Origin of the sequence: Martelella endophytica, from assembly GCF_000960975.1 — a bacterium.
GTDB lineage: Bacteria > Pseudomonadota > Alphaproteobacteria > Rhizobiales > Rhizobiaceae > Martelella > Martelella endophytica.
In genome coordinates this window covers 4,737,546-4,749,902 of sequence record NZ_CP010803.1, presented here as the reverse complement: position 1 = coordinate 4,749,902, position 12,357 = coordinate 4,737,546, and the positions used below count along the sequence as shown (strand labels likewise).

Annotated in this window: 10 protein-coding genes; 4 read left to right on the top strand and 6 right to left on the bottom strand. The window is 62.6% G+C overall.

Annotated elements, in window-relative coordinates; all coding sequences use genetic code 11:
* Positions 1-103: 103 nt before the first annotated feature.
* From TM49_RS22155 to TM49_RS22130, 6 genes are all read right to left on the bottom strand, one after another.
* Entirely contained in the window at positions 104-1,024 is a 921-nt protein-coding gene (locus TM49_RS22155) for a metal ABC transporter substrate-binding protein (protein ID WP_045684429.1), read from the bottom strand.
* Between the two features lie 344 nt (positions 1,025-1,368).
* Positions 1,369-2,469, bottom strand: a complete 1,101-nt coding sequence (locus TM49_RS22150) for an ABC transporter ATP-binding protein (protein ID WP_045684428.1) — start codon at positions 2,467-2,469, stop codon at positions 1,369-1,371.
* A 9-nt stretch (positions 2,470-2,478) separates the two neighbouring features.
* Positions 2,479-4,422, bottom strand: a complete 1,944-nt coding sequence (locus TM49_RS22145; RefSeq protein ID WP_045684426.1) for a glycoside hydrolase family 127 protein — start codon at positions 4,420-4,422, stop codon at positions 2,479-2,481.
* Positions 4,423-4,445: 23 nt separating this feature from the next.
* Positions 4,446-5,240 carry a carbohydrate ABC transporter permease gene (locus TM49_RS22140; RefSeq protein ID WP_425283301.1) on the bottom strand — a complete coding sequence of 265 codons (795 nt, stop codon included), beginning with the start codon at positions 5,238-5,240 and terminating at the stop codon, positions 4,446-4,448.
* A gap of 74 nt (positions 5,241-5,314) precedes the next feature.
* Complete coding sequence (locus TM49_RS22135) at positions 5,315-6,235, bottom strand: carbohydrate ABC transporter permease (RefSeq protein ID WP_045684424.1); 921 nt, start codon at positions 6,233-6,235, stop codon at positions 5,315-5,317.
* Positions 6,236-6,355: 120 nt separating this feature from the next.
* Positions 6,356-7,600, bottom strand: a complete 1,245-nt coding sequence (locus TM49_RS22130; RefSeq protein ID WP_045684422.1) for an ABC transporter substrate-binding protein — start codon at positions 7,598-7,600, stop codon at positions 6,356-6,358.
* 160 nt (positions 7,601-7,760) lie between these two features.
* Here TM49_RS22130 and TM49_RS22125 point away from each other — a divergent pair, with 160 nt between their 5' ends.
* The 4 genes from TM49_RS22125 (at position 7,761) to TM49_RS22110 (ending at position 12,017) form a co-directional block, all read left to right on the top strand.
* Positions 7,761-8,786 (top strand): LacI family DNA-binding transcriptional regulator, encoded by a 1,026-nt coding sequence (locus tag TM49_RS22125; protein ID WP_425283300.1) that lies wholly within the window; start codon positions 7,761-7,763, stop codon positions 8,784-8,786.
* Between the two features lie 229 nt (positions 8,787-9,015).
* A complete protein-coding gene (locus TM49_RS22120; protein WP_045684418.1) occupies positions 9,016-9,948 on the top strand; it encodes a dihydrodipicolinate synthase family protein in 933 nt (310 codons plus the stop codon).
* A 41-nt stretch (positions 9,949-9,989) separates the two neighbouring features.
* On the top strand, positions 9,990-10,922 hold the full coding sequence (locus TM49_RS22115; RefSeq protein WP_045684416.1) for a 4-hydroxyproline epimerase: 933 nt from the start codon (positions 9,990-9,992) through the stop codon (positions 10,920-10,922).
* A gap of 192 nt (positions 10,923-11,114) precedes the next feature.
* Positions 11,115-12,017 carry an SMP-30/gluconolactonase/LRE family protein gene (locus TM49_RS22110; RefSeq protein WP_045684415.1) on the top strand — a complete coding sequence of 301 codons (903 nt, stop codon included), beginning with the start codon at positions 11,115-11,117 and terminating at the stop codon, positions 12,015-12,017.
* Positions 12,018-12,357 lie beyond the last annotated feature (340 nt).

The window sequence follows — 12,357 nt, the reverse complement described above, 5'->3', positions numbered from 1 at the left end:
CGGGGTTGAAATTCTCGGCAGCCCGGGCGCGGGACTGCGATTGGTATCAAGGCTGGGGCAGGAGCTTGTAGAAAGCCATCGCGCGGCCCGATTGCCCCATCGATTACGAATTGCTCGAAAGCCCCTTTGCGATCCGGTCCGACGTCACTTTCAGAAGATCGATATAGGTCGGCACTTCGCCATCCGGGTCGCTCAGGGAATCGACATAGAGCACGCCGCCATATTCGGCGCCGGTCTCGCGGGCGACCTGCTGTGCCGGCGCCGGCGAGATCGTGCTTTCGGAAAAGACCACCGGGATATCGTTCTCGCGCACGGCATCGATGACATGGCGCACCTGCTGCGGCGTGCCCTGCTGGTCGGCGTTGATCGGCCACAGATAAAGCTCCTTCAGGCCGAAATCGCGAGCGAGATAGGAGAAAGCACCCTCGCTGGAGACCAGCCAGCGTTTTTCTTCCGGCACGGTGTCGATCTCCGCCTGGATCGGATCGACGACCGCTCGGATCTTTTCCTTGTAGGCCTCGGCATTGGCGGCATAGGCCTCGGCATTGTCCGGATCATATTCCATGAAGGCATCGCGGATATTGTCGACATAGATCAGGGCAGAGGTCGGCGACATCCAGGCATGAGGGTTGGGTTTTCCTTCATAGGGGCCGTCAGCAATACTCATTGGCTCAATCCCGTCCGAAACCACGACGCTCGGCACATCATCGAGATTCTGGAAGAACTTTTCGAACCAGAGCTCCAGATTGAGCCCGTTCCACAGTATAAGGTCGGCCCCCTGTGCGCCGATGATATCGCGCGGCGTCGGCGCGTAATTGTGAATCTCGGCGCCTGGCTTGGTGATCGACTCCACGATAGCGGCATCGCCGGCAACGTTCTGTGCGATATCGGCGATCACGGTAAAGGTCGTCACAGCCTTGAACTTGCCGTCCTCGGCCGCTGCCGCCGGCAGCACGACTGTTGCAGCGGTGACCGCGAAAGCTGTCATGGCCGTCAGCAATGACCGCCGCGTTGTATCAAGCATTCCTCTCTCCTGCTGCAGATGCGTCTTGGAAGCGCTGATCTATTCGCTTGAAGCTAATGTAAATGAGAATGACTTGCAATAAGGATGGTCCAGAATTTTCGTGCTGGCTGTTTTCTCGACTGACTTGTGTCGGCGGGGCTTGCTGACGATGCCGAAGCACCGTTTGACCAGGCCACATGTCTCATGCCGGTGAGCGCCGGGCTGGAACTGGATTCGGGTATATGCCCCGAGACCGGCAATGAGGGCGCCTTCAGCCTTTCCGACGAAGGCCAGGTCGGCTCCCGCGTGGCCGACAGCGCCGCACGCCTGCCGGCGGCCCGGTTCCTGTTGGCGGGCCGTCCGCTTCAGTGGGTGGCGAGCGTCTGTTCGGTTTCGAGATCGAACAGATGCATGCGGTTCAAGTCGAATGAAAGCGGCACGGTCGTGCCCGCACGCAGGCTGTCGTCGGGCTCGACGCTGGCGCAGATTTCCTCGCCGGCGATGCTGAAATAGGCCATGGTGGTGGCTCCGAGCGGTTCGACCAGGTCGATTTCGGCGTCGAAGGGGGCGAAGCCGCTGCGCTCCTGCCTCAGCGTGATAGCTTCGGGGCGGATGCCGAAGGTGGCGCCGCGGCCGGCATGGGCACTGAATTGTGCGGCCTTCTCGGCTGGTACGGGCATGCGGTTGCCGTCCTGGAAGACCAGGTAAAGCCTGCCCTCCGTCTCCTCGAGCGTCACCGGCAGGAAGTTCATCGACGGCGAGCCGATGAAACCGGCGACGAACTTGCTGGCCGGCCGCGAATAGAGCTCCTGCGGCGCGCCCATCTGCTCGACCAGCCCCTGGTTCATCACCACCACGCGGTCAGCCATGGTCATGGCCTCCACCTGATCGTGGGTGACGTAGACGGTCGTCGTCGGCAGCAACTGGTGCAGGCGCTTGATTTCCGTGCGCATGCTGACCCTGAGCTTGGCGTCGAGGTTCGACAAAGGCTCGTCGAACAGGAAGACCTTCGGATCGCGCACGATGGCGCGTCCCATGGCAACGCGCTGGCGCTGGCCGCCGGAAAGCGCGCCGGGGCGGCGTTCCAGCAGTTCCGAGATCCGCAGCGTATTGGTCGCCTCGGTGATGCGCTTTTCGATCTCGGCCTTCGGCAGCCGCTGCTGCTCGAGGCAGAAGGCGATGTTCTCGCGCACGCTCATATGCGGATAGAGCGCGTAGTTCTGGAACACCATGGCGATATCGCGCTTGCCGGGGCCGAGGCGGTTGACGACCTGGTCGCCGATGATGATCTGGCCGCCGGAAATATGCTCGAGACCGGCGATCATCCTCAACGTCGTCGATTTTCCGCAGCCCGAGGGGCCGACGAAGACCACGAATTCCTGGTCCTCGATGTCGAGGTTGATGCCCCTGACGGCCTCGTAGATGCCGTAGGACTTGACCACATTCTTCAGTGTCAGCCTTGCCATGTCCTTCTCCTATTTTTCCGCCAGCCAGACCTGCATGGCGCCTGCGTCCCGATTGGCCCAGAGGTGATAGGGAATGGCTCGGAACGGCCGCGGTTTGAGGGGAGGGGGCGCGGTGCGGTAAAGCCCGCCTTCAAAACCGTCCGTTGCCGCCTCGAAGCCTTCGCCCTCCAGCACCACCGCGCCGCCAAGGAGATCGGCATCATAGCGTGGTTCTAGGCGGGCATCGGGCGCAATGCGCAGGCGTTGCGGCTCGATGCCGATATCGGCTTCCTCGACGCAGTAGACCACCGGGCCGCGGCGCAGCGCCACCCGCCCGGCATCTTCGCCGACGGCCGGATGGGCATAGAGCCGCTCCACCGGCATGTCGAAGTGCAGGCGCAGTTCGACGCCGTCTTCAAACCTGCCGCTGATCTCGGCATAGCCGTTCACCGGAGCGAGCGGAATATCGCGGCCATCGAGCGTTGCCCGCGCGTTCCTGCACCATCCGGGAATGCGCAGTTTCAGCGTGAGGTCGGTCGGCTGAAACAGGCCGAGCGTAATGCGGATATCGCCGTCCCACGGATAGGCCGTCTCCTGACGCAGGCGTACGAACGTCCCGTCGACGTCGAGTTCGGCGCTGTTGGCGCCGTAGAGATGCACCGCGATCTCCTTGCCCTTCGTGGTGTAAAAATACCGGCCGAGCGAGGTGATGAACCGGGCGATATTGGTCGGGCAGCAGGGGCAGTAGTGCCATTTCCACCGCCGGTTCTCGCCGTGGCTCTCCAATACGTTCTCATAGAAATAATGCTCGCCGTCGCGGGCAATGCCGGACAGCGCGCCGTTGAACAGAACGGTTTCCAGCTGATCGGTATATTTGCCGTCGAGGTCGATCTCGGCCATGCGCGAACACCAGAAGCCGAGCGCAACCGCCGCGCAGGTCTCGGCGTAGGCGGTCTCGTTCGGCAGGTCGAAGGCGCGGGTGAAGCCTTCGTTTGCGCCCGACGGACCGAGCCCGCCGGTGACATAGAGCTGGCGGCCGGTGAGGTCGGCAAACAGCCGGTCGGCGGCGTCCTTCAGGCTCGGATCGTCGTTTTCAAATGCGAGATCGGTCATCGCCGAGAGCAGATACATGGCGCGAACCGCATGGCCGACGACCTCGTTCTGCTCGCGCACGGGCTTGTGGGCCTGGCTGTAGGCATAGGTCTCGAATACGTAGTCGGCCGGGTCCTCGCCGCGGCGGCGGGCTTCTTCATCGAAATAAGAGGGCATCTGTCCGCGCTCATTGACGAAGAATGTCGCGAGCTTCAGGTGGCGCGGATCGCCGGTCACTCGATAGAGCTTGACCAGCGCCAGCTCGATTTCCTCATGCGCGTCATAGCCGCGAAGCTTGCCGGGCTCGGTGCCGAAGGTTTCGATGATGTGGTCGACGGCGCGGATCATCACGTCGAGAAAGCGGCGCTTGCCGGTCGCCTCGAAATAGGCGACGGCCCCTTCAAGGAGGTGGCCCATCGAATACATCTCGTGGAGATCGCGCAGGTTGGTCCAGCGCTTTTCCGGCTCGCGGCGGATGAACCAGCTGTTTAGATAGCCGTCTTCCATCTGACCGTGTTCGAGCTTTTCGACGATGGCGTCGATCTTCGCCTCGATATCCGGGTTCGGATGGTTCTTCAGCGTATAGCTTGCCGCCTCGATCCACTTGCCGAAATCGGAATCGAAGAAATGCTGCATCGACAATCCGCTCGGCTGGATCGGCCTGGCTAGCGGGCCGGGCGGGCTGTCGAAATCCAGAACCTCGAGAAAGCCTTCTTCTTCCAACCGCTGGTGCTGGGTGGGAATGGTGACGTCGCGGACGGTCTGCTGCCAGCTCTTCCAGAAGCCGCCATCAAAGGCGACCCGGGTGTGATCGACAGGCACATAACGTTCAAAACTGTGCGCAGACGCGGGAACCGCCTTTTCCGACGCGGACGATGACATGGAAACTCCTTGGGAAGCATTATTCATTTGACGGCCCCGGCGGTCAGTCCGCGCACATAGTAGCGCTGCAGCGCCAGGAACATCACGATGCAGGGGATCATGGTGAGCGAAATGCCGGCCTGGAGCGCGCCCCAGTCGATGATGCCGTAAATGCCGGATGAGACGTTCACCAGCATGATCGGCAGGGTGAACTTGTTCTGGTCCGACAGGAAGATCAGCGCCGCCAGGAACTCGTTCCAGGAATTGAGGAAGGCGAACATCACGACGGTGGCGACGCCGGGCAGCGCCAGTGGCATCAGGATGCGCCGCACCAGCGTCCATTGTGACGCGCCATCGATGCGCGCCGCCTCCACCAGCGCCTTCGGGATCGCATCGAAGGCATTGCGCATCATGAAGATCGAGAAGGGGAGCTGAAACGTGGTGTAGATCAGCACCAGCCCCAGAAGGCTGTTCTGCAGGTGCAGGAATTTCAGGATCAGGAACAGCGGCGTCAGGATCGACTGGAACGGGATCATCATCGTCGCCATGACGAGGACGAAGATCGCGGTCTGGCCGGGAAAGCGGAACTTGGAGAAGCCGTAACCGGCAGGCACCGCGACCGCGACGGTGAAGGCGATGGTGCCGAGCGCGATCAGCACGGAATTGGTGGCATAGACATACCAGCCGGCGCCGACATTTTCGAGACGGCGGTAGTTTTCCAGCGAAAACGCCTTCGAAAACAGTGCCACCGGATGGGCCAGTGCCTCGGCCGCCGGCTTGAACGAATTGGCGAACGACCAGACGATCGGCATCAGGAAGAACACAGCCAGAATGATCATTGCCAGGAGCAGGAGGAGACGGCCGGCAACGGCGCCGTAGCCTTCGTCGGCTTCCATGAACAGGTCTCTGACTTTCATCGTCCGTCCTCCGGTCGCTGGCGCATGAAGGAAAGCTGGATCGAGCTGATGGCAACGAGCACGACCAGGAGGGCGAAGGAAAGGGCGGAGCCGTAGCCCAACCGATAGGACGAGAATGAGGCGAGATAGATGGTGAACACGGCCGAGATCGTGCTGTTGTTTGGTCCGCCCTGGGTGATGATGAAGAATTGGTCGAAGGCGAGCATGGAGGAGGTGACGTTGAGGATCAGCGCCAGGAGTACGGAATTGCGCATCAGCGGCAGGGTGATGCGGCGGAAGCGGCTGAAGGGGCTCGCGCCATCGATCCGGGCGGCCTCGATCACATCATTGGGGATGCTCTGCAGGCCGGTGAGCAGAATGACCATGGTGAAACCGGCGGTTTTCCAGACCACCATCAGGATGATGACGGCAAGCGCAGGCCAGAAGCTTTCGAGCGGTCGCGGCGCGTGATCGAAAAGCCCAAGCCCGGTCAGAAGTCGCGCGAATACGCCGCTGTCGGGATTGAGCAGCCAGAGCCACAGCGTCGAGGCCGCGCCGAAGCCGATGACCACCGGCATGAAGAACACCGTGCGGAAGAAGCCGACGCTGCGCAGCGGCCGGTCGACCAGCAGCGCCAGCGGCAGGGCAACGGCCATGATCGCAGTGGTGACCAGCACCGTATAGAGCAGGGTGAAACCGAAAGACTGCCAGAGCTGGCTATCGCCGAGAAGCTCAGCATAATTGTCGATGCCGATGAACTTGCGGCGGCCGAGTAGCGGCCAGCGGAAGAAGCTCATCCACACCGTCATGATGAGCGGAATGATGAACAGGCCGATGATGAACACCATGCTCGGCGCAATGAAGGCGAGGCCCAGCCAACCATGTGGCTCATCGCCGCTCGCCTGTCGGCGTTTCTGTAGCGCGCGCTTGAAAAACAAGACGTCAAATCCCTGCGTTTGGTGAGGTCTGCGGGGCCGCGCAGCGGCTTCTCCGAGGCTCTGCTATCCCCTTGCGGCGGGGGAGAGACGCGGGCGGCGCGGGCCGCCCGCGGCCGAGCGTCACGGATTGGTGCGGTCGAGGATCTTGGTGAAATCCTCCTGCGCGGTTTCGATCGCGCCGTCCACATCATCGCCGAAGATCGCGCTCTGGATCAGGTTCAGGAACGGTCCGGTACGGCTGACGAAGAGCTCATCCGAGGCATAGGTGTAGGGCGTGCGCGCCTTTGCCAGGATGTCGTAGGCGATGAGGTTGCGCGGATCGAAATTGGAATAGGCTTCCTCCGCGAGATCGGTGCGCGACGGCATGCCGGATTCCTGGGTGATGAATACCTGTTGCTCGGGCTCCATGTAGAAGGTCACGAAGTCCTCGATCACGGCCTTCTTTTCAGGCGTGATGCCCTTGATCATGGCAAGCGTGTCGCCGCCGGCAAAGCTCGACTGGCCGCCGGTCGGGCCGGGAATGGGCGCAACCTCGAAATTGACGTCGGGGTAGGTGCTGGTCAGCAGATTGACGATGTAGGAACCGGTCATCAAGATGCCGACTTTGCCCGAGGCAAAGGCCTCGACGGCATTGTTGCCATTGCCGGAACGCGACGTCGGATGAATGGCGCCCGCCTGCCACATCGTGCGGTAATCTTCAAGCGTTTCACGCATGGCCGGTGTGTCGATCGTGGCTTCGCGACCGTCATCGGTCAGGAGATCGGCGTCGGCCGCCCAGATATGCGGCAGGAAGTCGTAGATCAGCCAGCTACCGGAATTGGCAACGAAGTAGAAGCCGTAGGTGTCGTCACCGAGCGCGCTGATCTTCTCGGCGTCGTCGACGATCTCGTCGAGCGAGGCCGGGGCCTTGTCCGGGTCAAGTCCGGCTTCTTTGAAAAGATCGGTATTGTAGGCGATGATCGAGGCGTCAGGCAGGGCGGGAACGCCATAGATCCGGTCGTCATAGGTGGCCAGACGGATATGGGATGGGCTCAACGCGTCGGCATAGGGCAGGCCCTCGACGAAATCGGTGATGTCTTCCAGCGTGTCGTTGGCGGCGAATGTCGGAAGGTAGATCAGGTCGAGCACTGCACCCTCTGGCGGGGCGCCGCCGGCGATCGCCGCGCCAAGCTTCGGCACCATCTGTTCGGCGATGACCGCGGTGACGTTCACGGTGTCGTCGTGGGCGGCATTGTATTTCTCGGCCAATGCCTGCAGCACGGCTGCGGATGAGGTGCGAACCCAGAGGTTCACCTCCTCGGCCTGGGCCCATGAGGTGGATGCTGCCAGCGTCAATGCAGCAAGCATGAGTTTGTTTTTCAGCATGTCATTCCCCTTCTCGTTTCGTCTTTCTTCTTGACGTTTGATAACGGTATGGGAGAAAAAAATCGTTGTCGACAAGTTGTGTTCACAAATGTGCAAAAACCTTTTTGCAGCTTTGTTTTGTTTGATAAAAGGTTTTATCAACGAGGATTAGAGCTTCATGGTGAAACCCATTCTGCATCGCCGATGCACCCTCAGGGATGTCGCAAAGGCGGCCGATGTCAGCCTGTCGACTGCATCGAATGCACTGAACGGTGTCGGCCGGGTGAACGCGGAAACCCGCGAACGCGTGCTCCGGATCGCGCAGGAAATCGGCTTCCGGCCGAACGCGCTGGCCCGAAGCCTTTTGAGCCGCAGAAGCCTCACCATCGGCATCATTACCGACGACACCTATGGCCGATTGACCCTGCCGATCAGCTCCGGCGTCTCGGAGGTTCTGGTCGATCACGGCGTCTCGGCGTTTCTTTGCGCCACGAGCGGCGACAAGCGGCTCGCCGAGCTCCATCTCCAGGCGCTGCTCGACAAGCAGGTCGACGGCATCATCTTCACGGCGACCCGCCTTGATGTCGACCCGCCCATCGATCTGACCGCCCTCAACATTCCCGTCGTTTACGCCTTCGCCGCCGGACCGTCGCACAGCACCAGTTTTGTCCCCGACGACGCCCACGGTGCGATGCTGGCAATCGCCTGCCTTGAAGCGGCCGGCTGCCGCGAGATTCTCCACATCACCGGACCGGAAGGCTGGCTTGCGGCCCGAAATCGCGCCGCGGCCTATCGCGACAGATGTCGGCCGGCATCTCCGGTAATGTTCGGTGAATGGTCGGAAGAGTGGGGCCACGCGGCGATCGAGCAGGTGCTGGCCGCGCGCGAAAAGCTGCCCGACGGCATCTTTTGCGGCAGCGATGAGATTGCGCGCGGGGTCCTCGACGGATTGCGCGATCATGGCATCTCGGTGCCGGATGACATCTCGGTGATCGGCTTCGACAACTGGGAAGTCGTCTCGCGCCAGACCCGTCCGCCGCTGACGACCATCGATATGGAGCTCAAGGAAATCGGCCACCGCGCCGGCCTGGCGATGCTGCGGCTGACCCGGAACGAGCCGGTCGACAAGGGTATAACCCGCCTGCCATGTTCGCTCGTTCGCCGCGAGAGCGTCGCGAAGCGACCAGGCGCGGAACAGCGGCGATGATTTCGGGCAGGAGCCGGCCGGTCTTCGGACGCGCACTTTGTCGGCAGAGCAGGTTCGGCCGCGCCGGACCGCCCGTCCGATCGGTTATCGTTTTATTTGTCGACAAACTGTATTCTGAGTGTTACTGAGTTTTCAACTTGGTCGGCTGCGGCCTTGATCTGCGGGCCGAGGGCTGCTCGCAGTCTTCCGCATCGGCTCCACTTCCATCTGCCCAAGAAGAGGTCCCCAGATGAGCGACACGATTTTCACCGGCTGCATTCCGGCGCTGATGACACCCTGCAAGCCCGACCGCACGCCGGACTTTTCAGCACTTGCGCGCAAGGGTCGGGAACTCGTCGACGCGGGCATGTCGGCCGTCGTCTATTGCGGGTCGATGGGGGACTGGCCGCTTCTCACCGACGAGGAGCGGATGAAGGGCGTCGAGGCGCTGGTCGAGGCTGGTGTTCCGGTGATCGTCGGAACCGGTGCGATCAACACCAAATCCGCAGTGGCGATCACTGCCCATGCCGCCCGCGTCGGTGCCGCCGGGCTGATGGTCATTCCGCGGGTTCTGTCGCGCGGCTCGTCGGCCTCAGCGCAGAAGGCGCATTTCTCGGCCATTCTCGCGGCTGCGAACGGCCTGCCCGCGGTCATTTACAACAGCCCCTATTACGGCTTCGAGACCCGCGCCGACCTGTTCTTCGCGCTGCGCGCCGAGCACCCCAATCTGATCGGCTTCAAGGAATTCGGCGGCGCCGCCTCGCTTTCCTATGCCGCCGAACACATCACTTCCGGCGATGACGAACTGACCCTGATGGTCGGCGTCGATACCCAGGTCTTCCATGGCTTCGTCAAATGCGGCGCCACCGGGGCGATCACCGGCATCGGCAACGCGCTGCCCAAGGAGGTGCTGCATCTCGTTTCGCTCTGCGAGGCCGCCGCCCGTGGCGACAGCGAAGCCCGCGTCAAGGCGCGCGCGCTCGAAGAGGCGCTGATGGTGCTGTCGAAATTCGACGAGGGGGTCGATCTCGTGCTGTTCTACAAATATCTGATGGTGCTGAACGGCGACACGGAATATACCCTGCACTTCAACGAAACCGACGCCCTGACGGCGCCGCAGAAGGCCTTCGTCGAAGAGCATTACAACCAGTTCAAGACCTGGTACGCCAGCTGGGCGGCCTGAACACGGGCCACCCGAAACCGAGCCAGACCGGGGAGTAGCGGATGCATGTGATTGATAGCCACACCGCAGGCGAGCCGACGCGGGTCATTCTCGACGGCTTTCCCGATCTCGGTTCCGGCCCGCTTTCTGAGCGCGCGGCACGGCTTGCGACCCGTCACTACGACGACTACCGCGCCGTAGTGCTCGAGCCGCGCGGCCAGGTCGCCATGGTCGGCGCGCTGCTGGTGCCGCCGGTGGATCCGACCTGCGTCACCGGTGTCATCTACTTCGATGTCGGCGCCGTGCTGGGCATGTGTGGCCACGGCACCATCGGGCTTGCCGTCACGCTCTATCACATGGGCCTGATCGGCACCGGGCAGCACCGCATCGAGACGCCCGCCGGCGTCGTCACCGTCGATGTCAAGGACGCAAACACGATCACCGTCACCAATATCGAGAGCCGTCGGGTCGCGGCTGGCGCCTCGGTCGATGTGCCGGGTTTTGGTATCGTGACCGGCGACGTCGCCTATGGCGGCAACTGGTTCTTCCTGGTCGATCCGAGCCCGATCCCGGTGGTGGCGAGCAATATCCGCGCGCTGACCGATCTCGCCATTGCGACTCGAACCGCGCTCAACGAAGAAAAGATCGGCGGCGAGAATGGCGAGCCGGTCGACCACGTCATCTTCTACGGCCCTGCCGATGACGAGGCGGCGCACAGCCGCAACTTCGTGCTCTGCCCGGACGATGCCTATGACCGCTCCCCCTGCGGCACCGGCTCCTCGGCCCGACTGGCCTGCCTTGCGGCCTCCGGGCGAATGGGGGAGGGCAAGCAGATCGTGCAGGAGAGCATCATCGGCTCCACCTACACATTATCCTACAAGGCGGGGCCGACCGGCGGCGTGATCCCGTCGATCACGGGACAAGCCTATGTCATGGCGGTCGCCGAACTGATCTTCAATCCCGCCGACCCCTTCCGCAACGGCATCGTTATCTGATCTATCGGCCGGCGTCCGCGGGGCGGGCTTTCAATCCGAGACAGTTCGCGACATTGCGGCAGCCGGGCAGGCGCCCGTCAATTCCTCTCTGTACAGTGGCCCGCGACACCGCCTACCATGCCGCGGGTTCAGATTTGCGCGCCGGCGAGGCGCGCGGGCGCTTGGATCCGCAGCGACCGGGAGGAGATTGTTATGGGTGATGTGATTGTCGAGGATCCGCGTATGGCCGCACTGGTGGCGCCGGATGCGAAGCTCGAGAAACTCTGGACCGGGGCGATCTGGAGCGAGGGGCCGGTCTGGTGGGAGGACGGCAGCGTCACCTGGAGCGATATTCCCAACAACCGGATGCTGCGCTGGCATCCCGAAGAAGGCGGCTCGGTGTTCCGCCAGCCATCCAGACACACCAATGGCCACACGCGCGACCGCGAGGGGCGGCTCGTCTCCTGCGAGCACTCCGGCCGCGCGGTGAGCCGCACGGAGGCCGATGGCGCGGTGGTCACGCTGGTCGACCGCTACGATGGCAAGCGCCTGAATTCACCGAACGACGTGGTGGTGAAATCCGATGGCACGATCTGGTTCACGGATCCGCCCTATGGCATCCTCTCCGATCACGAGGGCGTCAAGGCGGACAGCGAGATCGGTGCCTGCTATGTCTATCGCTTCGATCCGGAAACCGGCGAGCTCACCGTCGTCGCCGACGATTTCGACAGGCCGAACGGGCTCGCCTTCTCGGTGGACGAGAGCCTTCTCTATATTTCCGATACCGGGCGATCCGATGCGCCCGACGGGCCGCCGCATATTCGCGTCTTCGAGGTGGCGGACGGACGGCACCTCAGAAATGGCCGCATCTTCGCCGAAGTTCTGCCCGGCGCGCCGGATGGGTTCCGGCTCGATGTTCACGGACACATCTTCACCTCGGCTCATGACGGCATCCAGGTCTACACGCCGGAGGGCGAACGGCTGGGCAGGATACTGGTGCCGGAGATCGTCGCGAACTGCACCTTCGGTGGGCCGCAGCGAAACAGGCTGTTCATCACAGCATCGACATCGCTCTACGCAATCGACGTGCTGACCAGCGGATTGCCGGGGCGCTGAGCAAGCGAGTGTCGGCAGCGGCGCCACGGCCACGGCTCGCGCTGGCCGGCCGTGCAGCCGAGATCACGATTACTGCGTGGTGAAGCCCGCCTCGGCTCCCCTTTTTCTGACTTCAGTTGGAACCCGTTCCAGTGGCTCCCATTGACGATTCTGTCTCCATCGCCACCGCGGCTTTGTCGCGCGGGCCGGATGAAGCACGTCAGGTTAAGAGCGAAAACAACGCAGAACCGGCTCCCGGTTCGATCCGCCAGGGACCTACTTCGGGCTGTCTCCGGCTCCCTCAAGGGCTTTCTCTGTCGGGCTTTTTGTCGCAGCCACCACGGTGCGGGGCGGCATTGCC

Coding starts and splice junctions, on each gene's coding strand:
- TM49_RS22155 (WP_045684429.1), bottom strand. CDS start 1,024: ATGCTTGATACAACGCGGCGGTCATTGCTGACGGCCATGACAGCTTTC.
- TM49_RS22150 (WP_045684428.1), bottom strand. CDS start 2,469: ATGGCAAGGCTGACACTGAAGAATGTGGTCAAGTCCTACGGCATCTAC.
- TM49_RS22145 (WP_045684426.1), bottom strand. CDS start 4,422: ATGTCATCGTCCGCGTCGGAAAAGGCGGTTCCCGCGTCTGCGCACAGT.
- TM49_RS22140 (WP_425283301.1), bottom strand. CDS start 5,240: ATGATCATTCTGGCTGTGTTCTTCCTGATGCCGATCGTCTGGTCGTTC.
- TM49_RS22130 (WP_045684422.1), bottom strand. CDS start 7,600: ATGCTGAAAAACAAACTCATGCTTGCTGCATTGACGCTGGCAGCATCC.
- TM49_RS22120 (WP_045684418.1), top strand. CDS start 9,016: ATGAGCGACACGATTTTCACCGGCTGCATTCCGGCGCTGATGACACCC.
- TM49_RS22115 (WP_045684416.1), top strand. CDS start 9,990: ATGCATGTGATTGATAGCCACACCGCAGGCGAGCCGACGCGGGTCATT.
- TM49_RS22110 (WP_045684415.1), top strand. CDS start 11,115: ATGGGTGATGTGATTGTCGAGGATCCGCGTATGGCCGCACTGGTGGCG.